The organism is Pseudomonas sp. YJ42 (assembly GCF_047225135.1).
Taxonomy (GTDB): domain Bacteria; phylum Pseudomonadota; class Gammaproteobacteria; order Pseudomonadales; family Pseudomonadaceae; genus Stutzerimonas; species Stutzerimonas stutzeri_E.
In genome coordinates, this window is sequence record NZ_CP178378.1 from 4,735,658 (window position 1) to 4,759,880 (window position 24,223).

At 61.1% G+C, this 24,223-nt stretch carries 21 protein-coding genes; 16 read left to right on the forward strand and 5 right to left on the reverse strand.

The window, feature by feature from the left end:
* Positions 1-11 precede the first annotated feature (11 nt).
* From ACL0K2_RS22015 to coxB, 3 genes are read right to left on the reverse strand one after another with little or no spacing between them, the layout of a single operon-like run.
* Positions 12-371 (reverse strand): hypothetical protein, encoded by a 360-nt coding sequence (locus ACL0K2_RS22015; RefSeq protein WP_045161486.1) that lies wholly within the window; start codon positions 369-371, stop codon positions 12-14.
* Positions 371-2,902, reverse strand: a complete 2,532-nt coding sequence (ctaD, locus tag ACL0K2_RS22020; RefSeq protein ID WP_413043414.1) for a cytochrome c oxidase subunit I — start codon at positions 2,900-2,902, stop codon at positions 371-373. Before ctaD ends, ACL0K2_RS22015 begins: the two co-directional genes overlap by 1 nt.
* Positions 2,899-3,792, reverse strand: a complete 894-nt coding sequence (coxB, locus tag ACL0K2_RS22025) for a cytochrome c oxidase subunit II (RefSeq protein ID WP_413044505.1) — start codon at positions 3,790-3,792, stop codon at positions 2,899-2,901. Before coxB ends, ctaD begins: the two co-directional genes overlap by 4 nt.
* Positions 3,793-3,939: 147 nt before the next feature.
* On the opposite strand from coxB, the gene ACL0K2_RS22030 reads away from it, so the two are divergent.
* Positions 3,940-4,404, forward strand: a complete 465-nt coding sequence (locus ACL0K2_RS22030; RefSeq protein ID WP_045161488.1) for a DUF2231 domain-containing protein — start codon at positions 3,940-3,942, stop codon at positions 4,402-4,404.
* Between the two features lie 68 nt (positions 4,405-4,472).
* On the opposite strand, the gene ACL0K2_RS22035 is transcribed toward ACL0K2_RS22030, so the two are convergent.
* Together ACL0K2_RS22035 and ACL0K2_RS22040 are read right to left on the reverse strand one after the other, a co-directional pair.
* Entirely contained in the window at positions 4,473-4,886 is a 414-nt protein-coding gene (locus tag ACL0K2_RS22035; RefSeq protein ID WP_045161489.1) for a CopD family protein, read from the reverse strand.
* Between the two features lie 148 nt (positions 4,887-5,034).
* A complete protein-coding gene (locus ACL0K2_RS22040; protein WP_045161490.1) occupies positions 5,035-5,886 on the reverse strand; it encodes an ion transporter in 852 nt (283 codons plus the stop codon).
* Positions 5,887-6,119: 233 nt separating this feature from the next.
* Here ACL0K2_RS22040 and moaA point away from each other — a divergent pair, with 233 nt between their 5' ends.
* The 15 genes from moaA (at position 6,120) to ACL0K2_RS22115 (ending at position 24,194) form a co-directional block, all read left to right on the forward strand.
* Positions 6,120-7,115: a GTP 3',8-cyclase MoaA gene (gene moaA, locus ACL0K2_RS22045; protein WP_045161491.1), complete on the forward strand. Its 996-nt coding sequence runs from the start codon at positions 6,120-6,122 to the stop codon at positions 7,113-7,115.
* A 389-nt stretch (positions 7,116-7,504) separates the two neighbouring features.
* Positions 7,505-10,993, forward strand: a complete 3,489-nt coding sequence (gene smc / locus ACL0K2_RS22050; RefSeq protein WP_045161492.1) for a chromosome segregation protein SMC — start codon at positions 7,505-7,507, stop codon at positions 10,991-10,993.
* Between the two features lie 180 nt (positions 10,994-11,173).
* A complete protein-coding gene (zipA, locus tag ACL0K2_RS22055; RefSeq protein WP_045161493.1) occupies positions 11,174-11,989 on the forward strand; it encodes a cell division protein ZipA in 816 nt (271 codons plus the stop codon).
* A gap of 177 nt (positions 11,990-12,166) precedes the next feature.
* Complete coding sequence (gene ligA, locus ACL0K2_RS22060; RefSeq protein WP_045161494.1) at positions 12,167-14,518, forward strand: NAD-dependent DNA ligase LigA; 2,352 nt, start codon at positions 12,167-12,169, stop codon at positions 14,516-14,518.
* Between the two features lie 198 nt (positions 14,519-14,716).
* Entirely contained in the window at positions 14,717-15,487 is a 771-nt protein-coding gene (gene rfbF / locus ACL0K2_RS22065; RefSeq protein WP_239612039.1) for a glucose-1-phosphate cytidylyltransferase, read from the forward strand.
* On the forward strand, positions 15,484-16,560 hold the full coding sequence (gene rfbG / locus ACL0K2_RS22070; RefSeq protein ID WP_413043415.1) for a CDP-glucose 4,6-dehydratase: 1,077 nt from the start codon (positions 15,484-15,486) through the stop codon (positions 16,558-16,560). Before rfbF ends, rfbG begins: the two co-directional genes overlap by 4 nt.
* Positions 16,551-17,108 (forward strand): dTDP-4-dehydrorhamnose 3,5-epimerase, encoded by a 558-nt coding sequence (rfbC, locus tag ACL0K2_RS22075; protein ID WP_239612040.1) that lies wholly within the window; start codon positions 16,551-16,553, stop codon positions 17,106-17,108. Before rfbG ends, rfbC begins: the two co-directional genes overlap by 10 nt.
* Entirely contained in the window at positions 17,105-18,328 is a 1,224-nt protein-coding gene (locus ACL0K2_RS22080; RefSeq protein WP_413043416.1) for a methyltransferase domain-containing protein, read from the forward strand. The genes rfbC and ACL0K2_RS22080 overlap by 4 nt, the downstream gene beginning before the upstream one ends.
* The gene (locus tag ACL0K2_RS22085; protein WP_413043417.1) at positions 18,325-19,449 is read left to right on the forward strand and encodes a DegT/DnrJ/EryC1/StrS family aminotransferase; all 1,125 of its coding nucleotides are present in this window, start codon (positions 18,325-18,327) and stop codon (positions 19,447-19,449) included. Before ACL0K2_RS22080 ends, ACL0K2_RS22085 begins: the two co-directional genes overlap by 4 nt.
* A complete protein-coding gene (locus tag ACL0K2_RS22090; protein WP_413043418.1) occupies positions 19,446-20,174 on the forward strand; it encodes a WbqC family protein in 729 nt (242 codons plus the stop codon). Before ACL0K2_RS22085 ends, ACL0K2_RS22090 begins: the two co-directional genes overlap by 4 nt.
* The gene (locus tag ACL0K2_RS22095; RefSeq protein ID WP_045161499.1) at positions 20,171-20,896 is read left to right on the forward strand and encodes a class I SAM-dependent methyltransferase; all 726 of its coding nucleotides are present in this window, start codon (positions 20,171-20,173) and stop codon (positions 20,894-20,896) included. Before ACL0K2_RS22090 ends, ACL0K2_RS22095 begins: the two co-directional genes overlap by 4 nt.
* Entirely contained in the window at positions 20,896-21,771 is an 876-nt protein-coding gene (locus ACL0K2_RS22100; RefSeq protein WP_045161500.1) for an NAD-dependent epimerase/dehydratase family protein, read from the forward strand. Before ACL0K2_RS22095 ends, ACL0K2_RS22100 begins: the two co-directional genes overlap by 1 nt.
* The gene (locus tag ACL0K2_RS22105; RefSeq protein ID WP_045161501.1) at positions 21,761-22,747 is read left to right on the forward strand and encodes an ATP-grasp domain-containing protein; all 987 of its coding nucleotides are present in this window, start codon (positions 21,761-21,763) and stop codon (positions 22,745-22,747) included. The genes ACL0K2_RS22100 and ACL0K2_RS22105 overlap by 11 nt, the downstream gene beginning before the upstream one ends.
* Positions 22,744-23,451, forward strand: coding sequence for a metallophosphoesterase family protein (locus ACL0K2_RS22110; protein ID WP_045161502.1), 708 nt, complete (start codon positions 22,744-22,746; stop codon positions 23,449-23,451). The genes ACL0K2_RS22105 and ACL0K2_RS22110 overlap by 4 nt, the downstream gene beginning before the upstream one ends.
* Positions 23,448-24,194 (forward strand): cephalosporin hydroxylase family protein, encoded by a 747-nt coding sequence (locus ACL0K2_RS22115; RefSeq protein ID WP_413043419.1) that lies wholly within the window; start codon positions 23,448-23,450, stop codon positions 24,192-24,194. The genes ACL0K2_RS22110 and ACL0K2_RS22115 overlap by 4 nt, the downstream gene beginning before the upstream one ends.
* The last annotated feature ends 29 nt before the right edge of the window (positions 24,195-24,223 follow it).

Consider the following 24,223-nt stretch of genomic DNA (forward strand, 5'->3'; position numbering starts at 1 on the left):
TTGTCGTTCGGTCAGACGCAGGGCGGCAAGAAAGCCAGCTGAAGCCCGACGAATACCGTCGCCAACGCGGCGATGAAATGAATTCCCGATGCGACCTTGGTGACGAATACCTGCCGCTCATTGAGCTCATGCGGCTTGCGCGACAGCTTCCAGGACCGACGGCCCAACCAAAGCAGCAGCGCGACCACCATCAGCGTGAACACGCCGAAACTGGCGTTCAGCCAATTGAAGATGTCCTGACCCGGGTCCGGCGGCGCGATCGAGCAGACCACGGCCTGCGAGCCGTACATGGTGGCGAACCAGAAGCTCCAGATGGTCAGCCCGAATGGGATCTGCATCGGATGGAAAATCGAGGTGCGGCGGTATTTCATCAGGCACCTCCCACGGCCGACGGGAACAGAGCGATCGCCGCATAAGCACTCCAGACCACCCCCAGGTTGTAGTACCAGAGTTGCTCGACCACCACCGGTTCGTAGGGCGCCTTCTCACCGACATAACCGTAATGTGCCCGTAGCATCTGTAGCAGCGTGCAGATCGCCGCGAGCCCACAATGGATCAGGCTGTAGGCGAGGATCACGAAGATCACCGCATCGTGGGCGGTTTCGGTGATTCGCAGATTGGCGCCCAGCAATACCCACAGCAGCATGCCGAACTGGACCACGCCGATCGCGGCAACCATGCCCAGATTGCTCTGCAACCGGGTGTTGTCGCCCCGACGAAGCCGCGCCGGTATACGGCGCATCCATAGCGTCCCGATCGTCAGCACAATGGCACTGGCCAACATCAGCCAGGTGTTGAGGTCGGATCGCTGCGGAACCTGCCATTCCGGCGAAACGGTCCACAGGTAGAACCAGCCGAACAGCAGCGACAGATACAGGGTGGCGTTGGCCAGCAAGGTGACGCCCATGCCCCACAATCCCGGACCGTCGAAGGTGCGCGAGTGCAGCGGGGGTTCGCCCGGCTGGGTGTGTGCGTCCGGAGCGGCCGCCGGGTGCGCGCCGTTTTCCCATGACCAGCGCAAAAGCACGACCAGCGTTACGAGGGTGGCAATGAGCGCGACCCAGTAGAACTTGTTCAACAGGCTCAGGCATAGCACGGCGAGAAATACCGAGGCCACGAACGGCCACCAGCTGTTGCCCGGCAAATGAATGATTTCCCGCGCCTCGCCAGTCAACGGATCCGAACCCCAGGTTTCCCGTCGACCGTGATCGATCGTGGTCAACGCGTGTTCGCCACGCGCAATGCTCTTCGGCAGTCCCGGGTCTTTCCACAGAGGATGCCGGTCGGTGATATCCGGTAGGCTGACGAAGTTGTACGGGCTCGGTGGCAGGGCCGTGGCCCATTCCAGCGTGTCGGCGTTCCAGGGATTCTCTTTTGCCGGCTGACCGAAGCGGAAATGCAACACGATGTCGAGCAGGATGGTGCCGATGCCGATCGCCATGACGAAGCTGCCAATCGACGAGACCAGGTTAGGTATGTCCCAGCCCAGGCCCGTGTCGTAGGTATAGACCCGACGCGGCATGCCCAGCAGGCCTGTCCAGTGCATGATCAGGAAGGTGGTGTTGAAGCCGATGAACACCAGCCAGAAGCCCCAGCGGCCCAGGCGCACCGAGGGCATGCGCCCTGAAAAGTGCGGCAACCAATAATAGAGGCCGGCCATCAGTGGGAAGAACATGCCGCCGACCAGCACGTAATGCATGTGTGCCACTACGAAATGGGTGTCATGCACCTGCCAATCGAAGGGCACTAGGGCCACCATGACACCGGTCAGGCCACCGCAGACAAAGACGATCAGAAAGCCGACCAGCCAGAGCATAGGCACGTGATAGACCGGCTTGCCCAGCCAGAGCGTGGCGACCCAGGCGAAGATCTGCACCCCGGTGGGGATTGCCACCAGCATGCTCGCCGCGGAAAAGAAGCCCAGCGCCAGCGCCGGAATGCCCACCGTGAACATATGGTGTACCCAGAGCCCGAAGCTGAGAAAACCGGTGGTCAGCACGCCGAGCACCACCCAGCGATAACCGACCAAGGGCCGTTGGCAGAACACCGGCAACAGCGTCGAGACGATGCCCGCTCCGGGTAGGAAGATGATGTACACCTCGGGATGGCCGAACAGCCAGAACAGATGCTGCCAGAGCACTGGATCGCCGCCCTTGGCGGTGTCGAAGAAGGGCAGGCCGGCGGCGCGCTCCAACTCCAGCAGAATGCTGCCCAGGATCAGCGGTGGGAAGCCGAACACGATCATCAGCGCCATGACCAGGATGTACCAGGCATAAAGCGGCATCTTATGCAGCGCCATGCCATTGGTGCGGGTGCGCAGGATCGAGACCACCAGCTCGACGCCGGCGCTGACCGCGGAGATCTCGACGAAGGTGATGCCCAGCAACCAGAAGTCCGAATTCACCCCCGGCATGTGCGAAGAGCTGGAAAGCGGTGTGTACATGAACCAGCCGGCTTTCGGCGCGACCCCGAGAAACACGCTGGACAGCAGAATGATGCCGCCGAACAGGTAGCAGAAGTAGCCGAGCGAGGAGAGCCGCGGGAAGATCAGGTCGCGCGCGCCGATCATTTTCGGGATGAGATAGACCGCCAGGCCTTCCATCATCGGCACGGCGAACAGGAACATCATCACCGAGCCGTGCATGGTGAAGACCTGGTTGTAGACGTCGGGCTCCATCAGCACATAGCCGGGCATGGCCAACTGGGTGCGGATCAACATCGCCATCAGCCCGCCGATCAGGAAGAACACACCGCCGGTGATCAGAAAGCGCAGGCCGATGCTGGTGTGATTGACGATGGTCAGTGCGCGCCAGCCGCGTGGGTTGCCCCAGACGTCGTTGAACTGGTCGTGGAGCTGATCGGGATCGGTAGACGGGGCGCTGCCCCTGAACGAAGCATTCATGGCGCGAGCGTCTCCAGCCAAACAGCGATCTGGTCGAGGGTTTCCGGCGGAACGTCGTCGTGCGCCGGCATGCCATTGCCGAATTTGAGTTCCTTGTGCTCACGCAGCCAACGACGCAGACCTTCGCGGTTGTTTTCGATTACCCCGGCACCCAGGCTGGGGCGGGTGGCGAGGTCGGTTAGGTCCGGCGCACGATTGCCATCGGTAATGCCTGCAACACGATGACACTGGCCGCAGCGATCGTTGAACACCTGACCGGCCGCACCCGGTGCGCGCTGCTCGAATGTCAGGTTTTTCCTGGCGGCGATCCAGGTCTCGAAGTCGGCCGCTTGCTGGGCCTCGACATGGAGTTTCATATGTGTGTGCTGGAGACCGCAGAACTCCGAACATTGGCCGTGGAAGATCCCGGCGTGCCCGGCCTCGATGCGAATCACATTGGTGCGTCCCGGAAGCATATCCATCTTGCCGCCAAGTCTGGGGATCCAGAATGAGTGGATGACGTCGGCGCTGGTGACCTGAACGTCGATCAGCCGGCCAGCCGGAATGATCAGCTGGTTCGCTGTGGTTACGCCGCTGTCGGGGTAATGGACCTCCCACCACCATTGATGGCCGGTGACTCGCACCTTCAGCGGTTGCTCGCCTTCCACCGGGAGGGGCAGCATGCTGCGGCCAGTCGGGATGCCAACTATCAGCAGTACGATAATGCTCAGGCTAGGCAGGACGATGCCGCCACCAATGACCCAACGGCGGTTGAGTCGTATCGCCTGTTCCTCGCTGGTCTGGCGTGGCTCGCGGGCCAGCGCATAGATCCAGATCGCAGTGACCGCCACCAGCACCAGGCTGGCGAAGCCGAACATGCCCCACCAGACGTTGGCCACCTGCCGGGCCATGGGGCTGGCCGGATCGAGGGTGGAAAGTGGGCCACCGCAGCCGGTCAACGAAGGAACTGCCAGCGCCAGCGTGGTCCATTTCAAGAGACGGCCGGCACGTTCGAGCGGTTGCGTGGCCCGTCCCCCTTTCTGACGTTGGAGTGCCGGATGGCCAAATCCCAATATTCGATTCATAGCCGCGCCGCTATTGCCGGGCATCCTCTGCACCCGATGTTGATTCATTTCCCGGTTGCGGCTTTGACTGGCCTGCTGCCGGTCGATCTCGCCCATCTCTGGACGTTGGACGATTTTTGGTGGCGTGCCGGGCTCTGGCTGGCTGGCGTGGGTGCACTGGGAGGCTGGGTCGCGAGCATTTTCGGGCTGATCGATCTGCTCACGGTGCGTGAGATTCGACTGAAGATAACCGCCTGGTGCCATGCGATCCTGGCCGTGATGATGCTCTCGCTGGCCTCGCTCAACTGGCTGTTGCGTTTTCAGAACAAGGGAGGCGGCATGGAGCTTTGGGCTTTGTATCTGTCGGCCGTCACCGCGGCGCTGATCGCCCTGGCTGCCTATCTCGGCGGACGGTTGGTGTACGAGCACGCCGTCGGGGTCGACGTGGAAAAGGTCTGATCCGGGCGATACATTCAGCTTGGGTCGTTCGGTCATGAGCATCATTCGGTTCTGTCGAACGGTTTGGGCTAGAACGGCTTGGCCAGTACCAGCCAGAGTGTCGCGGTTATAAAGGCCGCTATGGCCGCGCCAAGAAACAGGCAACGGAGGTTCACGCTCTGTTCCGGCTCCCGCTCGATGTGCAGCACCATGACCCCGCATAGGGCATGACACAGCACCATGCCAGCGACAGTGCTGAGCTTGACGATCAACCAGCCGGCCAGAATCCCATCACGCAAAAACAGCGCCGTGCCTGAGCCGATCGTGATAAGCGCGGCGGGTGTGCCGATGAGCGTGAAGACCATGCGTGTCAGATGCGCGTGGTCCCGATAGAAGAGGGCGCTGGTTTGCCGGGTGCCAGCGGCGACGAGCGCAGGCAGGTACAGCAGCGTGCCGCACCAACACAGCAGGCTCGCGAAGTGCAGCAGTTTGAGCAGGGGCATTCGCGTCTCCATCCGGCCCGCGGCAAGTCAGAGGTTGTGACAACCCTCCGCCGAGGCGGTTCGGATGGCGCGCGCTGATGATGGCTGCCCAGTTGTGGCGGTAAGAGCGCGAGGCCTCCTGGGCAATTGAGCGAAGGACGAGCCGGTGTCAGCTGTCGGCGCCGTGTTCTGCCCGCTTGAAGAGTTGGCTCCCGCAGCGGCTGCAGAAGGCCGCATTGGGTTCATGGCTGAGTTTTTCGCACGTCGGGCAGCGGTGCTGCAGGCTGTCGGTCCGCATGGCGGTAGCCAGTTCGGCCGTGAAAATGCCGGTCGGTACCGCGATGATCGAATAGCCGGTGATCATTACCAGGGTGGCGAGAGCCTTGCCCAACGGTGTGTGCGGGACGATATCGCCGAAGCCCACCGTGGTGATGGTCACCACGGCCCAGTAGATGCTCATGGGGATGCTGGTGAAGCCGTTTTCAGGGCCCTCGATGACGTACATGAGCGTGCCGTAGATCAGCACCATAGTGGTCACGCTGAGCAGGAAAACAATGATCTTCTGCTTGCTTCCACGAAGGGCAACCAGTAGGAAGTTGGCTTGGCTAAGATACTGAGTCAGCTTCAGTACCCGGAACACTCGCAGCATCCGAATAGCGCGCACCACCAGCAGATATTCGGCGTCTGGATAAAACAGCGCAATAAAGGCAGGCACCACCGACAGGAGGTCAATCGCGCCGTAGAAACTGAATACGTATCTGCGTGGCTCCGGATGGCAGTAAATGCGGACCAGATACTCGATTAGAAAGATTCCGGTGAACAACCATTCCAGTCCGTCCAGCAGAACACCATACCGATCGCTGTAAACAGCCACGCTGTCGAACATGACAACCAAGAGACTGGCCAGGATAACGAACAGAAGCCAGGTATCGAAGCGTCTGCCCGCCGATGTATTGGTGAAGAAGATGATGACGTAGAGGCGCTCGCGCCAGCCCATCGATCGGAGGGCGTCGTTGTCCATTTGCGGAAGCTCCCGGAAATCGGTGAATTCGAAAATTATCCCAGTGTTCGAACCGTAGCCGCAAAGCATCGTTGCGGCCCGGATGGCAAAAATATCGGACGGAGTCGTTCTGCCTTGGTTGGGTGGGCTGTTTAAGTGGCGTCACTTCGTGGTGACCATTCAGCTCTGCACCTTTGCCTCGCGCCACGTTCCGGCATAGTCTTAGGCATGCGTATCAGGCCTCGGAGAGCGACATGCCAGATTCCCAGTTGGTCGATCCGTTCGGCCGACGCATCACCTACCTTAGGCTGTCGGTTACCGACCGCTGCGATTTTCGCTGCACCTATTGCATGAGCGAGGACATGGTCTTCGCTCCGCGTGCGCAGATCCTCTCGCTGGAAGAGCTCTACGCCGTGGCCGACGCCTTCATCAGGCTAGGCGTCAAGCGCATTCGTGTGACCGGTGGCGAACCGTTGGTACGCAAAGGCTTGCCGACTTTGTTGAGTCGTCTGGGCGCGCGTGAGGAACTGGAAGATCTGGCGATCACCACCAATGGCTCACAATTGCCGACTCTCGCACCGGTGCTGCGCGATGCGGGCGTCAAGCGTCTTAACATCAGTCTCGATTCCCTCAAGCGAGAACGTTTCGCCGAGCTTACCCGCCGTGACAAGCTCGACCAGGTCATCGAGGGCATCGATGCGGCGCGTAACGCCGGGTTCCGCCGAATCAAGCTCAACAGTGTGATTCAGAAAGGCCGCAATGACGACGAAGTGCTCGACCTGGTGAATTTCGCCGTGGACCGCGGGCTCGATATCAGCTTCATCGAAGAAATGCCCCTGGGCAACATCTCCAGCCACGAGCGGGAAATCACCTTCTGTTCCAGCGAGGAGGTGCGTGAACGAATCGAGGTGGGGCACCAACTGATACGCAGTAGCCACACCACGGGCGGCCCATCGCGCTATTGGCAAGTTGCCGGCAGCGATACCCAGGTCGGCTTCATCTCACCGCACAGCAATAACTTCTGCGGCAGTTGCAACCGTGTGCGCGTCACCGCTGAAGGTAAGCTGGTGCTCTGCCTGGGGCACGAGGGCGCGCTCGATCTCAAGACCCTGATGCGGCGCTATCCGGGCGACAGCGAGCGGCTGCGCCAGGCGCTGATCGACGCACTGCAACTGAAGCCGGAGAAGCACGAGTTTCGTACCGACGAGCAGGTCCAGGTGGTGCGCTTCATGAGCATGACGGGCGGTTAAAGCGAACATGCGATGCTCCACTGCCATAGTTGAGTAGGGTGGGCTGGGCGGCATCCCGCTTCATTCCAGATTCCAGCCCGCACCGGAACGGAGCTGGCATCCTTCACACTTGATCGGTTTCGCTCCTGCACGATTTTGGTTGTCGCCGCGTAAACATTGCCGCCACTGGTGGGTTGGGCGGCCCCAGTAGGATGACCTGGTAGCGCTCCGCTTCAGCCCACCCGCATGCACATCCCAGTCACCGAAAGTGCGCATCCATCCCCGCGATGGCCGTTAGGCAGCATGATAAACTCCGGCGTTTCGTGCAGCACCCACTCGATGCCAGGAATCCCGATGTTCGCGGCGACTCTGCTTGTTCATCCTCACGCTGATGCCATGGATAGGCCCACATGCGACTGAAAAGCATCAAGCTTGCCGGCTTCAAATCCTTCGTCGATCCCACCACGGTGAGTTTTCCGAGCAACATGGCGGCGGTCGTCGGGCCGAATGGCTGCGGCAAGTCCAACATCATCGATGCGGTGCGCTGGGTGATGGGCGAGAGCTCGGCGAAGAATCTGCGCGGCGAGTCGATGACCGACGTCATCTTCAATGGCTCCAATACGCGCAAACCGGTGACCCAAGCCAGCATCGAACTGATCTTCGACAATTCCGACGGCACCCTGACGGGCGAATACGCGGCGTTTGCCGAGATATCCATCCGTCGGCGAGTCACGCGCGACGCGCAAAACACCTATTTTCTTAACGGCGTGAAATGCCGCCGCCGCGATATCACGGATATCTTCCTTGGCACCGGTCTGGGCCCGCGCAGCTATTCGATCATTGAGCAGGGCATGATTTCCAAACTGATCGAGGCCAAGCCGGAGGATTTGCGCAATTTCATCGAAGAGGCGGCGGGTATCTCCAAGTACAAGGAGCGTCGTCGAGAAACCGAGAACCGGATTCGCCGCACCCACGAGAACCTTGCGCGTCTGACAGATCTGCGCGAAGAGCTCGAACGCCAGCTCGAGCGCCTGCACCGCCAGGCCCAGTCGGCGGAGAAATATCAGGAATACAAGGCCGAGGAGCGCCAGCTCAAGGCGCAACTGTCGGCCTTGCGCTGGCAAGCGCTGAATGACCAAGTCGGCCAGCGCGAGCAGGTCATCGGCGACCAGGAGGTCGGTTTCGAGGCGTTGGTCGCCGAGCAGCGCAACGCGGATGCCAGTATCGAGCGGCTGCGCGACGGCCATCATGAGCTGTCCGAGAGGTTCAATCTTGTCCAGGGACGCTTCTACTCGGTCGGCGGGGATATCGCACGGGTCGAGCAGAGCATCCAGCACGGTCAGCAGCGTTTGCGCCAGCTGCAGGACGACCTACGCGAAGCGGAACAGGCACGCCTGGAGACCGAGTCGCACCTGGGCCACGACCGTACCTTGCTCGCCACCCTCGGCGAGGAGCTGGCAATGCTCGAGCCCGAGCAGGACATCGCGGGCGCGGCGGCCGAGGAAACGGCTGCGCAGCTCGAAGAAGCCGAAACAGCCATGCAGACCTGGCAGGAGCAATGGGAACGCTTCAACCAGCAGAGCGCCGAGCCACATCGCGCAGCCGAGGTGCAGCAGTCACGTATACAGCAGCTGGAACAGAGCCTGGAGCGTCTAGCCGAACGCCAGCGCCGACTGGAAGATGAGCGTGCGTCGCTCGCCGTCGACCCGGAAGACGCAGCCGTCGCTGAGATGGGTGAATTGCTGGCGGTCGGCGAGTTGAATCTCGAAGAGCTGTCGGCTGCACAGGAACAGGCTGAGCAGCGCCTCGAGCAACTGCACGAGCGATTGCAGCAGGCTGTTCGGGCCGAGCAGCAAGCGCAAGGTGAGCTTCAGCGACTGAACGGCCGCATCGCATCGCTGGAAGCCTTGCAGCAGGCTGCGATGGATCCGGGCAAGGGCGTTTCGGAGTGGCTACAGGAACGAGGTCTCGATCAACGGCCGCGTCTCGCCGAAGGACTGCGCGTCGAGCCGGGCTGGGAGCTGGCGGTCGAAACCGTACTGGGCGCTGATCTGCAGGCGGTGTTGCTGGATTCGTTCGACGAGCTTGATATGAGTGGCTTCGAACTGGGTGATCTACGTCTGGCCAGTCCTTCTCCAGCGGGCGGGGCGGTCAGCGGCAGCCTGCTGGACAAGGTGACGTCAGCCGTCGACCTTTCTCCCTGGCTGGGGCGGGTACGGCCAGTCGAGGATCTCGACCAGGCCCTCGCGCAGCGTGGTTCGCTGGCCGCTGACGCGAGCCTGATCAGCCGCGACGGCTATTGGGTAGGCCGGCACTTTCTGAGGGTCCGGCGGGCCGGGGAGGCCGAGTCCGGATTGCTCGCCCGCGGGCAGGAGCTGGAACGGCTGCAGGCCGAACGGGACGAACGCGAGGCCAGCCTGGAGCTGTTAGGCGAGCAGCTCGGCCAGCTTCGCGAGGCGCAACGAGAAGAAGAAGATCGGCGCGAGCAGCAACGTCGCCGTCACCAGGATTTGTCTCGTCAACAAGGCGAGCTGAATGCGCGCCTTTCCGCCAGCCAGGCCAGGCTGGAGCAGTTGAGCTTGCGCCGTCGTCGTCTGGAGGAAGAGCTGGCCGAACTGTCCGAACAGCGGGCGCTGGAAACCGAACAACTGGGCGAGGCGCGACTGCATCTGCAGGATGCGCTCGACGCCATGGCGCTTGATACCGAACAGCGCGAGACATTATTGGCGAGCCGCGACGGCATCCGTGAGCAGCTTGATCGCATTCGACAGGAAGCACGTCAGCACAAGGATCATGCACACCAGTTGGCCGTACGAGTCGGCTCGCTGAAAGCACAGTTCGATTCGACTCGCCAGGCACTGGAGCGCCTCGAGCAGCAGTTCGAGCGTGCCGTGGAGCGGCGCGAGCAGCTCAATTTGAATCTGGAAGAGGGTGAGGCGCCACTCGAAGAGTTGCGCATGAAGCTCGAAGAGCTGCTGGAGCGGCGCATGGGCGTCGAGGACGAGCTCAAGCTGGCTCGCCTGGCGCTCGAAGATGCCGATCGTGATCTGCGCGACGCCGAAAAACGCCGGACTCAAGCCGAGCAACAGGCGCAGCTGTTACGCGGCCAGCTCGAACAGCAGCGGATGGAGTGGCAAGCGCTCAGCGTCCGACGCAAGGCGCTGCAGGACCAGTTGCATGAAGACGGCTTCGATTTGCACGGTGTGCTCGCCACACTACCTGCCGGAGCTGGCGAGCCGGAGTGGGAGGCTGAGCTGGAGCGCCTAGGCGGGCGCATTCAGCGTCTGGGCCCGATTAACCTTGCGGCGATCGATGAGTTTCAGCAGCAGTCGGAACGCAAACGCTACCTCGATGCACAGAACGACGACCTCGCCGAGGCGCTTGATACGCTGGAAAACGTCATCCGCAAGATCGACAAGGAAACTCGCAACCGTTTCAAGGAAACGTTCGACCTGATCAATGGTGGCCTGCAGGCGCTTTTTCCCAAGGTTTTCGGCGGTGGCAACGCTTATCTGGAACTTACCGGAGAAGATTTACTCGATACCGGGGTGGCGATCATGGCGCGTCCGCCGGGCAAGAAGAACAGCACCATCCACCTGCTATCGGGTGGGGAGAAGGCTCTGACCGCTCTGGCGCTGGTGTTTGCGATCTTTCAGCTCAATCCGGCGCCATTCTGCATGCTCGATGAGGTGGACGCTCCCCTGGACGACGCCAACGTTGGACGCTACGCGCGTCTGGTCAAGGAAATGTCTGAGAAGGTGCAGTTCATCTACATCACGCATAACAAGATCGCGATGGAAATGGCCGACCAGCTAATGGGGGTGACCATGCACGAGCCGGGTTGTTCGAGGCTGGTAGCGGTCGACGTGGAGCAGGCAGTGGCGCTCGCGGAGGCTTGAGCCGCGCCTGTTTCGAGCAAGGTCGAGTTAAACGGAGATCAATAAAAGAGCCGCGTCGGGCGGTGCAAATCTACCGTTCGTCGTGCTAGTTTAGAGCGCAATTTTTACGATGCGCGGATGAGCCTGTTCAGCGGCTTTGAATCTGCGTCTTTATCATCGATTTCAGGGGTTTAAGCATTAATGGATATCGGTCTGCGCGAATGGCTGATCGTCATCGGCATCATTGTCATCGCCGGCATTCTTTTCGATGGCTGGCGACGGATGCGCGGTAGCAAGGGCAAGTTGAAATTCAAGCTGGACCGCAATATTGCGAGCAATCTGCCAGACGATGACGAGTCCAACGAGCTGCTGGGGCCGCCGCGAGTCGTGAGCCGCAACAACGAGCCAGCCTTGGACGAAACCGATCTTCCATCGATGAGCGCGCGCGAGACGAGCAAGCGCCGCAACAGCGATCCCCAGCAGGGCGACCTGCATTTCTCCGATGATGAACCGGTTCCAACCCTGCTGGATCCGGTAGCGGGTGACGATGAAAGGGCAAGCGAATCTGATCAGGATCTGCCCCCGGTTGAGGAAGTACTGGTCATCAACGTGATTTCCCGAGATCCGCACGGTTTCCGTGGGCCCGCGTTGCTGCAGAATATTCTGGAGAGCGGTCTGCGGTTCGGTGAAATGGACATCTTCCATCGCCATGAAAGCATGGCGGGTAATGGCGAGGTTCTGTTTTCCATGGCCAACGCAGTCAAGCCCGGGACCTTCGATCTGGACGACATCGACCACTTCACGACGCCGGCCGTGAGCTTCTTCCTCGGTTTGCCTGGCCCGCGCCATCCCAAGCAAGCCTTCGATGTGATGGTCGCCGCTGCACGCAAGTTGTCGCAGGAACTGAACGGCGAATTGAAAGACGACCAGCGCAGCGTACTGACCGCACAGACCATCGAGCACTACCGCCAGCGCATCGTCGATTACGAACGCCGGCAAATGACCACCAAACGTTGATCAAAAAAACCGCTCCCTGGAGCGGTTTTTTATGGCCTGCCGATCCCTCTCGAAGCCGCCTGAAAGCCAGTCCACACCTGCCGGCCGCCACAGGATCGGCTAGAATCCCGCGTCTGATATCAACCAAGGCGCGCTGATACTGTCTGATCAGCATTGCCACAGCTACGGCTCCGTCATATGCCTTCCGCCCAAACCGCCGCAGAGCGCATCGCCGAACTGCGCAGCGAAATCGACGCCCACAACTACCGCTACTACGTACTCGACGAGCCCAGCGTCCCTGACGCGGAATACGACCGCTTATTCAAACAGCTCAGGGCGCTTGAGGGCGAGCATCCGGAGTTGGTCACCCCGGACTCGCCAACCCAGCGGGTCGGTGGCGCCGCGTTGGCGGCCTTCGGCCAGGTCCGTCATGAAATACCAATGCTGAGCCTGGGCAATGCCTTCGAAGAGCAGGATCTGATCGACTTCGACCGACGCGCGCGCGAGGGGCTGGATTTGCCGGCGGATCTTCTGGGTGACGGCGTCGAGCTGGAATACAGCTGCGAGCCAAAGCTCGACGGTCTGGCCGTGAGCTTGCTCTATGAAGACGGCAAACTGGTTCGTGGTGCCACTCGAGGCGACGGCAGTACGGGCGAAGACATCAGTGCCAATGTGCGCACCATTCGCAATATTCCGTTGAAGCTACACGGTAGCGGCTGGCCCGCCGTGCTGGAAGTGCGCGGTGAAATCTACATGCCCAAGGCCGGCTTCGAGGCGCTCAACGCGCGCCAGCTGGAAGCGGGTGGCAAGCCCTTCGCCAATCCACGCAACGCCGCCGCTGGCAGCCTGCGCCAGCTTGACTCGAAGATTACCGCCAACCGGCCGCTGGAGCTGTGCGCCTATGGCGTGGGCCGCAGCGATGGCGAGCTGCCGGACACCCATATCGGCATTCTCCAGGCCTTGAAAGCTTGGGGCTTGCCGATTAGCCGTGAGCTCAAGCTGGCCAAGGGGGTGCAAGAATGTCGCGACTACTACCACGCCATCGGCGAGAAGCGCGATGCGTTGCCGTATGAAATTGACGGCGTGGTGTTCAAGGTCAACTCGACTGCTCAGCAGCGCGAGCTGGGCTTCCGTGCTCGCGAACCGCGCTGGGCCATCGCGCATAAGTTCCCCGCCCGTGAGGAAGTCACCGAGCTGCTCGATGTGGAATTCCAGGTTGGTCGCACCGGCGCCATCACGCCCGTCGCGCGGCTGAAGCCCGTACAGGTCGCCGGCGTGACGGTTTCCAACGCCACGCTACACAACATGGACGAGGTCGCTCGCCTGGGTGTGATGATTGGCGACACGGTCATTGTGCGTCGTGCCGGTGACGTCATTCCACAGATCCTCGGGGTGATTCCTGAGCGTCGGCCCGAACACGCGCGCCAAGTCCAGGTACCTGAACAGTGCCCGGTCTGCGGCTCGGCCGTGGAGCGCACCCAGCTGATCAAACGCAGCAAGGGCCGGGAATCAATCAGCGAAGGGTCAATTTACCGTTGTGTCGGCCGTCTGGCCTGTCAGGCGCAGCTCAAGCAGGCGATTATTCATTTCGTTTCCCGCAGGGCCATGGACATTGACGGCCTGGGCGACAAGATCGTCGAGCAACTTGTGGATACCGGGCTGGTCGGCTCGCCAGCCGATCTGTACTGCCTGACCTTCGAGCAGGTGTTGGCGCTGGAAGGCTTCGCCGAGGTGTCGAGCCGCAACCTGCTCAAAGCCATCGATGCGAGTCGTACGCCGTCCCTGGCACGCTTCATCTTTGCCCTGGGAATTCCGGATGTCGGCGAGGGCACTGCCAAGCTGCTGGCGCGTGCTCTTGGATCGCTCGATCGCATCAGTCGAGCGATGCCGGACGTGCTGGTCTATCTGCCGGATATCGGTCTGGAAGTCGCCCACGAAATTCACAGCTTCTTCGAGGACGAGCATAACCAGCTTGTCATCCAGCAGCTGCGCGAGCGCGGGGTGCAGTTGCAGGAGGAGGGCGAGGTGCATCCTGAGTTTGCGGCCTGCGCAACGCTTTCCGGCCTGCTCGATCGGCTCAACATTCCGTTCATCGCCAGTACCGGTGCCCAGCGTCTTGCCGACCGCTTCGGCAGTCTCGACGGCATCATCGAGGCCGACTGGCTCGATCTACGCCAGGTCGAACGCCTCAATGAAAAGGCCGCCCGTGCGCTACGCGACTACTTTGACGATCCGGCCAACGCCGAGCGCGCCCGCACTATCGAAGCCCAACTACGTGAGTTCGGGATGCATTGGCAAAGCGAACGGAAGGCCGCGCAAGGACTCCCTTTGGCGGGCCAAACCTGGGTGCTCACCGGCACCCTGGAAAGCATGAGCCGCGACGAGGCCAAGGCCAGGTTGGAAGCGTTGGGAGCGAAGGTCGCTGGTTCCGTTTCGGCCAAAACTGCCTGTGTGGTAGCAGGGCCAGGGGCAGGGTCGAAGCTGGCCAAGGCGACCGAACTGGGGGTAAAAGTCATGGATGAACAAGCGCTTGTGCGTATGCTCGCCTGAACGACATCCAGGTGCTGGAGTCGTCTCGGTAAATCTGCCTACGAGGAACTTCAAGTTCTGAGCGTTGCGGCAGGTCACCGAGCAGGGTTTGCACCAGGCTAAAGGGAATGGCCTGCTTATTGCTGAAGTCGAATACTGAAGAACAAAAATGTCGCTTAATTGACAGTTGGTTCAGCATCCGAAGTCGAGGGCGTTGCGATGAAGGCAGTTATTCTTGCTGGCGGATTGGGTACGCGCATCAGCGAAGAATCCCATCTCAGGCCCAAGCCGATGATCGAAATCGGCGGAAAGCCAATTCTTTGGCACATAATGAAGATCTATTCCCATCACGGCATCAGGGAATTCGTGATCTGCCTGGGTTACAAAGGCTATGTGATCAAGGAATATTTCGCTAATTACTTCCTGCATATGTCAGACGTGACGTTCGATATGTCGACCAACTCCATGGAAGTGCACCAACGCTACGTCGAGCCCTGGCGAGTTACTTTGGTCAACACTGGAGACGACACACTAACGGGAGGCCGGCTGCGCAGAGTACGCGAGCACCTGGGTGACGATCCGTTCTGCTTTACCTATGGCGACGGTGTTGCGGATATCGACGTTAGTGCACTCGTCGAGTTTCACAAATCCCATGGCAAGCCGGCCACGGTGACGGCGATCCAGCCACCTGGTCGTTACGGGGCGCTTGACATGGACGGAGACCGCGTCGGTGCCTTCCAAGAGAAACCCGCAGGCGACGGCTCCTGGATTAATGGAGGTTTTTTCATTCTCAACCCTTCGGTCATCGATTATATCGATGGCGACCAGAGCAGCTGGGAGGGCGGTCCGCTGATGCAGCTTGCGGATGAGTCAAAATTAATGGCGTTCCGTCACCGCGGGTTTTGGCAGGCGATGGACACGCTGAGGGATAAGAATCAACTGAACGACCTCTGGCTGAGCGGCAATGCGCCGTGGAAGGTTTGGCAATGAACCAATTCGCGGAGTGCTACCGGGGGCGCAAGGTATTGCTGACAGGGCATACCGGCTTCAAGGGTAGTTGGCTCGCAGCATGGTTGGTTGAGCTCGGCGCCGATGTGGTCGGTTTTTCACTGCCAAGCGACCCAAAGGAAAAAGTTAGCCATTGGGATGGGCTGGGGCTCCAGATACCCGACCTGCGCGGCGATATCCGCGATGCGGGCGAACTGCACCGTGTGATTGGGGCACATCGTCCGGAAATCGTATTCCATCTCGCCGCCCAGACGCTGGTGCGGCCGTCCTATCGGCAACCCCTGCAGGCTTGGACGAGTAACGTGCTGGGCACCGCCAATCTGCTAGAGGCCTGCCGACAAACGTCTAGCGTTGCCGCCGTGGTGGTCGTAACAACCGATAAGGTATACGCAAATCATGAATGGCCTTGGGGCTACCGTGAGCGCGACGAACTGGCCGGACATGACCCCTATAGCGCCTCTAAAGCGGCCGTCGAGCTTCTTTGCGCCAGCTATCGAAAGTCTTTCTGGAGCGAGATTGGCCCTCTGCTGGCAACGGCTCGGGCGGGAAACGTCATCGGTGGTGGTGACTGGGCGGAAGACCGTCTGATCCCCGATCTAGTACGTGCAATGCAGGCGGGGCAGACTCTGGAAATCCGTTCGCCCACTGCAACCCGGCCCTGGCAGCACGTGCTGGAGTGTCTTTCCGGCTACTTGCTGCTAGGGCAACGCCTACTAGAGGGCGACCGTACCTTCGCCGAGGCCTGGAACTTCGGCCCGTCGCCGGAGGCTAACCGCTCCGTGGCAGATGTTCTCCGCGCCTTGCAGAGGCACTGGCCGGCGGTGACCTGGCAGGTCTCACCTGGCGATGGCTTGCACGAAGCGCAGCTGCTCTATCTGGACAACGCTAAGTCGCGTGCGGGGCTACGCTGGGCTCCCGTATGGGAATTGTCGACTGCCCTCGAAGCTACCGCTGACTGGTACCGCCACTTCCATGAGCGCGGTGAGGTCTGCACTCGGGCGCAGTTGGGTTCGTTCAGTGAAGCGGCAAAAGCGGCAGGATGCGTATGGGCTTGATTCCGGTCGCGACGCCCATTGATGACCTGCTATGCGTCAAGTGCGATTCCCGACGTGACGAGCGCGGTTCCTTCACCCGTTTGTTTTGTGCTGAGGCGCTGGCTTCGCTGCTGGGCGAGCGTCGAATCGTGCAAGTCAATCAATCGGTCACTCGGCAGGTTGGTGCCCTCCGCGGTCTTCACTTTCAGCATTTTCCTCATGCCGAGATGAAGCTGGTGCGCTGTATCCGTGGCCAAGTGTGGGATGTGGTAGTGGACCTGCGCCGCAACTCTTCGACTTTTCTGTGCTGGCACGCAGAACGCCTGAGCGCCGAAAACCAGCGCATGCTGGTTATCCCGGAAGGCTGCGCTCACGGTTTTCAGGTGTTGGAGGAGGACAGCGAAATGCTCTATCTGCACACCGAGTTCTACCGGCCCGATGCTGAAGGCGGGGTGCGCCACGACGATCCGGCGCTGGCGATCGACTGGCCCCTGCCGGCGCGGGATCTGTCGGCGCGCGATCAGCAGCATCCCCTGATCACCTCAGATTTCATCGGGCTGGCACCATGAACTGCCGTCATTGCGAAGCGCGGCTGCGATATGCCTTCCTCGACCTGGGCCATGCACCACCGTCGAACGCTTATCTGACAGAGGCGGATCTGAATCGGCCCGAGCGCTACTACCCGCTGCGCTTGTGGGTTTGCGAGCACTGCTGGCTGGTGCAGACCGAGGATTATGCCGAGGCCGGCGAGCTTTTCGACGCGGACTACGCTTATTTCTCGTCTACCTCCAGCAGCTGGCTCGCGCATGCCCGTGACTACGCCGAGCGCATGCGAAAGACGCTCGCGCTGGGGGCGGACAGCCTAGTGGTCGAGGTGGCTTCTAACGATGGCTACCTGCTACGCAATTTTGTCGAGGCCGGCGTGCCCTGCCTGGGCATCGAGCCGACCGCTAGCACCGCCGATGCTGCCCAGCGCCTGGGTGTTCCGGTGCTGCGTGAGTTCTTCGGGGAGTCGCTCGGCCGTCGGCTGGCCGGAGAGGGCAGGCAGGCCGATCTGCTGCTGGGCAACAACGTGTTCGCTCACGTGCCGGACATCAACGATTTTGCCCGCGGCCTCAAGGCTGCGCTCAAGCCCGGTGGTACCCTGACCCTGGAATTTCCGCACCTGCTGCGCCTGATCGAACGGGTGCAGTTCGATACCGTCTATCACGAGCATTTTTCTTACCTGTCGCTGTACAGCGTCCGACGTATTCTCGAAGCTGTTGGTCTGCGCATCTACGATGCCGAAGAGCTGACCACTCATGGCGGCAGCCTGCGCATCTTCGCGTGCCATGGAGATGACCCACGTTCTCGTGCGGCTGCGGTGGATGTCGTGTTGCAAGCGGAGGCCAATGCTGGTCTCCGCGAGTTGGCTGTCTACAGCGGATTCCAGGCCAGGGCGGACCGAGTGAAGAATGATCTGCTGAGCTTTCTGCTGGAGCAGAAGCGCGCGGGCCGGCGGGTTGCAGCCTATGGAGCTGCCGCCAAAGGCAACACCATCCTCAACTATGCTGGCATCAAGCCCGACCTGTTACCTTGCGTGTTCGATGCTGCACCGTCGAAGCAGGGCAAATATCTACCAGGCAGCCACGTGCCGATCCGATCTCCTCGGGATTTGGACGAGATACGTCCAGATCTGCTGCTCGTGCTGCCTTGGAACATCGCCGAAGAAGTGATGAAGCAGAACGAGCGAATCCGTGAATGGGGTGGCCGTTTCATCACTGCCGTTCCTCGTCTGGAGGTGAAATGAAGCCGCGCATCCAGTACACCCAACCGTCCATTTCCGAGCTGGAAGTGCGGTATGTGACCGATGCGGCTCGTCACGGTTGGGGACCGCGCTGCTACGAGTACATCGAACGCTTCGAAGAAGCCTTCAAACAACACCTCGGGGTGAAATACGCCATCGCGACATCAAGCTGCACCGGTGCCCTTCACATGGGGCTGGCGGCGCTTGGCATTGGAGCAGGCGACGAAGTGATTCTCGCCGACACCAATTGGATTGCCTCTGTGGCACCAGCCGTGCACCTTGGGGCGACCCCGGTATTCGTCGATATTTGCCAGGACAGCTGGTGCCTGGACCCGGCGCAGGTAGAGGCAGCCATCACGCCTCGTACTCGAGCGATCATCGCTGTCCACCTGTACGGCAACCTCTGCGCTATGGATGAACTGCTGGCCATTGGCGAGCGGCATGGTGTTCCGGTGATCGAGGACGCGGCTGAAGCCATCGGCGCCGAGTGGCATGGACGACGTGCGGGCAGCATGGGCCGCTTCGGTGTGTTTTCCTTCCACGGCACCAAGACCATGACCACCGGTGAAGGTGGCATGTTTGTCACCAACGACAACGAGTTGTTCGAGTATGTCCTCGGCCTGTCCAACCACGGCCGGATAAAGGGGCAGACGCGCCAGTTCTGGCCCGACCTGCTGGGCTTCAAGTACAAGATTTCCAACCTGCAGGCCGCGCTCGGCTGTGCCCAGATCGAGCGTATCGGCGAGCTGATCGAGCGCAAGCAGGCCATCATGGCGGCCTATCGTGAGCGTCTGGGTGGCCTGCATGGCCTGCATCTGAATCCTGAACCCGAGGGAACGCGCATCGGCGCCTGGATGCCCACGGTGGTCTTCGATGCCGCACTCGGCATCACCCGGGAGCGATTGCTGGAGCGCTTCGCCGAGAACAATATCGATGCGCGGGTGTTCTTCTACCCGCTCTCTGCACTGCCGATGTTCCAAGGCCGCGTACCGGCTGCCGGTGGCCATTCCGCTAGCATCCCGGAGCGAGCCATCAATCTGCCAAGCTTTCACGACATGCGCGACTTGGATATTGACCGTGTCTGCGCTGTGGTCGAGGCGTTGCACGACGAGGCGGGACGGTGAGTACGGTGGTGATCTCTCAGCCCATGTATTTCCCTTGGGTTGGGATGTTCGAGCAGTGGCGGCTGGCCGATGACTTCGTGTTCTTCGACGACGTGCAATTCGCTCGCGGCTTTATCAACCGGGTGCAGTACAAGACCCCCAACGGCAGCGCCTGGCTGACCGTGCCTCTGCGCCAGCACAGCCGCGACGCGCGGATCTGCGATTTGGAATGCGTTGAAAACTCGGGCTGGCGCGACAAGCACTTGCGTACGCTGGCCTTGGCGCTGGCTGGCGCTCCGCATCTGCAGGATGCGCTCGGGCTGGCCGAATCGGTGCTGCTGCGCCGCGATCTGGGCTTCTGCGAGCTACTCATCGAAGGTATGCAGGTGGTAGTGGACTACTTCGGCCTGCTGCAAGGCAAACGCCTGCATCGCTCCTCGCAACTGGCGGTGACGGGGCGCAAGAGCGATCTGATCCAGGGGCTGGTATCGCGCCTGGGCGGCGACCGCTACGTGACCGGCATGGGAGCCTTGAGCTATCTGAACCACGCAGCCATGGAGCAGGCTGGCATCAAGGTCTGCTACATGGATTACCGCAAGCGTGAGTACCCTCAGAAGTTTCCGCCGTTCACACCCTACGTCACCGTTCTCGATCTGGTGGCCAACTGCGGGAGAGACGGAAGGTTTTTCATCGATTCGGATGTGACCCATTGGCGCCAGGCGCTGGCAGCAAGGGATCAGGTATGAACAAGCTGAACGAAGTGACTTCGCAGTACAAACCCGGGGCGGCAACCTCTCTGGAGAACGAGTTGATCCTCAACTGGTATCCGCCGCGCATCCTGCGCCGTCTCGAAGGGGCATCGCCGAGTTCGCTACTGGAATTGGGACTGGGGCACGGCTACACCACCGCGTTGTTCAATCGCCATTTCCAACGTCATGTAGTGCTCGAGGGGTCGTCGGTCGTGATAGATCTGTTTCGGGACAACTATCCGGGACTGAACATCGAGCTGGTGGAAGGCTATTTCGAGCACTTCGATAGCAGCGAGCAGTTCGATGTGCTGTTGATGGGCTTCATCCTCGAGCACGTGGACGATCCCAGTCTTATCCTGCGTCGCTTCCATGACAATCTGCGCCCCGGTGGTCGGCTCTACGTGGCTGTGCCCAACGCCAAGTCGCTGAACCGTCGTCTGGGGTTGGCCATGGGCAAAATAGGCGACATCTACGAACTCAACGCCAATGACCATGCGTTGGGTCATCAGCGCCAGTTCTGTCGCGACACACTTAAGGCGCTGCTGCAGGCGGAGGGCTATGAAGTCACCTGGGAGGAAGGCATCTACCTCAAGCCGCTGCCGCTTGGTTACATGCAGCCCATGCCTGAGTTCGAGGAAAATTTGCTAGCCATGTGCGAGGTAGGGGTAGACTTTCCTGACCTCTGCGTCGGCCTTCTGATGGAAGTACAGGCGGTCTGATGCCGCGTGCATTAGTGGTGGGCCCAAGCTCAATGCTCGGCAGTAGGCTGAGTGAGCATTTGCGTACGCGGGGCTGGCAGGTCATCGGCGCGGGGCGCTCGGGCGACTGCGAGATACCGCTGGAATTGGGTAGCGAAGCCCTGCGCACCGATTTTCCGCATATCAAGGTGGATGTGCTGTTCCACTGCGCGGCGGCCTTCGGTGATGACTCGCCGCACGGCGCGTGGCTGAACGACCGCGTCAATGTGCTCGGTGCCCATCAGGTATTGGCCCTGGCGCGTGCGGTTGGATGTCGGCGGGTGGTGTACGCCGGGAGTACTTCGTCGGCGCGGCGCGAGGGTACGACCTTTGCCAGCAGCTATGGCGCGTCAAAGGCACGCGCGGAAGCAATATTGGCGTGGGGGCTGGCGCAGAGCGGTCAGGATTTCATTAGCCTGCGCTTTGCCCAGCTATACGATGAGCGGGGCGAATGCGTTCGGCATCAACGCTGGTTCGGACGCATCGTCAGCCACGCTCGCAGCGGCCGTATTTTGCGTCTGCCTCCGGGCGACGCGCCACGCAATTTCGTTCACGTGCAAGACGCAGCCGCTTTGATGGTTGTCGCCAGCGAGGCGCACATGCTTGGCGTTCTGCATGTCTGCCACCCCATGGGCGAGACCTATCTGGAAATCGCCCGCCAGGCCTACGCCGTTTTCGACGAAGGCGGAGGGATTGAGATCGCTCAGGAGAAGACGCCCTTCTGGCCGGCCTACTTCCCTCCGGCATCACCTGAATTGGCGGCGCTGGGCTTGGTTTTCACGCCGATGACGGATGGCCTGCGTGGCATCCGAGACGGTGGCCATGCTGCGTGCTTCGAGGTGTTCGATGTCGCCTGAAGCCGCTACGGTGCGAGTGCTGGTGACGGGCGTAGGCGCGATCATCGGTCAGGGTGTAGCCAAGTCGCTGCGTCAACTGCCGGGCGTTCGAATCATCGGTCTTGACCGCGATCCGCAAGCCTTCGGGCGTCACGCCTGCGACGCATTCCATTTCAAACCGGCGATGGCGGAGACGGACGCGGCCTACGACCGTTTTCTGCTGCAATTGCTGGAGCGGGAAGCGATCGACTTGGTACTCCCTTGCATCGAGCAGGACGTCTTTTACTTCGACACCCGTCGCGAGCTTTTCAATGCTGCGGGAGTGGCCGTGGCACTTAACGACAGTCGCCTGATCAACCTGGCGCGGGACAAGTGGGGCCTGCACCTGGCGTTGTTGGAGGCCGGTCTTCCGACGATTCCTACCAGCCTTTCGACCGACTGGGCACAGGTACTGGCGCAGCTCGGCCCAGCGCCGCTTCTGTGCAAACCGCGCCGGGGGTCGGGTGGCCGTGGTCAGGCGTTGGTGGAGGACGAGGAAGACCTGCGTTATCAGGCGCGTAAGCAGGGCGACAATTTCATGCTACAGCGGGTGATCGGCAGCGACGACGAGGAATATACAGTCGGCCTGTTCGGCTACGGTGACGGCCAGTCCAGCCGCCCAGCCATCCTCCAGCGAACCTTAGGCCCGGGTGGCGCCACCTGGCGTGCCCGGAGCATCGACGGCGATGAGTTGATCGAGAGCGCCTGCGAGGCGCTGACCGCACATTTTCAGCCGGTGGGTCCGACCAACTACCAGTTCCGCAAGGCCGATGGCCGTGCCTGGCTGCTGGAGATCAATCCACGCCTGTCAGCTTCGGTATCGCTGCGTGCGGCGCTCGGCTTCAACGAGGCGGCCATGAGCATTGACTATTTTTGCCGAGGGCAGCGCCCGGTATCCGCCAACTGGCATACGGCGCTTTGCAGCCGCTATATCGAGGACCACATCGAGTACCTATGATCGCAGTGATATCGGATGTTCATGGCAATTTCCCGGCCCTACGCGCGGTACTGGCGGCGGCGGATCGACTCGGCTGTTCGCGAGTGATATCCCTGGGCGACGTGACCGGCTACTACGCCGAGCCGGACAAATGCATTGATCTACTGGCGGAGCGCGGCGCCGTACAGCTGCTCGGCAACCACGATAGCTACTTGGTGGAAGGCACAGGCTGTCCTCGCTCGCGGCTGGTGTCATCGCTGCTGGAACATCAGGCTCGGGTGGTACGCCGGGACCAGGTCGAAATGCTGGCTGGCTTGAGCTCTCAGTACGAGGAGGGCGACGCTTGCTTCGTGCACGGCGGTTGGGAAGACCCTCGCGACCAGTATCTCTATCGCGTTTCCCCGGACAAGCTGAGTGGCCCGTGGCGCTACTACTTTTCGGGGCATACCCATGTTCAGGTGCTGGCTTCGCTGGGCGAGAAAATCTATTGCAACCCCGGTTCTGTTGGCCAGCCGCGCGATGGCGACCCTCGTGCTGCCTTCGCCCTGTTCGACGGCACGAGCATCGTCCTGCAACGGGTGGCCTACGATATCGACGAGACGGCTGCTGCGATGCGCAGTGCCGGCTACGACGAGCCGCGGCTATGGGAAAACCTCTACATCGGCGCCCAGATCGGTGGGCGCATCGACAAGATCGAAATCATCGAGCGAGAGCACACAAAGTGAGCGCAAACGACGAGTTCCAAGCGGAAGTGCAACGCAATATCGAGGCCGCCGGCCAGGACCAGGGACTCAAGGAACGTTCTCTGGACTGGATGCTGGAGGCGGGCGGCAAGTATCGCTACTCCTACAACTTCAGCTGGCTGGGCCGGCCAATCATTCAGTATCCGCAGGACATCGTAGCCATGCAGGAGCTGGTGTGGACCGTTCAGCCGGAGCTGATCGTCGAGACTGGTATCGCCCATGGCGGTTCGCTGATCCTGTTCGCCTCGCTGCTGGAACTCAACGCGGCCTGCGGTGGCCCGCAGAATGCCAGAGTGCTGGGTATCGACATCGATATTCGCCAGCACAACCGCGAAGCCATAGAGGCACATCCCATGTCACGGCGCATCGACATGATTCAGGGTTCGAGTATTGCCTCCGAAGTGGTTGAGCACGTGCGCCGGACTGCTCAGGGCAAGCGGGTGCTGGTGTCGCTGGACAGCAACCACACCCACGATCATGTGCTGGCCGAGTTGAAGGCCTATGCGCCGCTGGTATCGCCGGGCAGCTACTGCGTGGTGTTCGACACCGTGGTGGAGGACACGCCTGACGAGTTGCAGGCCGAACGGCCTTGGGGCAAGGGCAACAGTCCGAAGTCGGCGGTACGCGAATATTTGCATGCTCATCCAGAGTTTCAGGTGGACGCGCGCATGGACAGCAAGTTGCTGATCAGCGTGGCGCCGGAAGGCTACCTGAAGCGGGTCTGACAAGAATTACGGGTCCCCGGCCTAGCCGG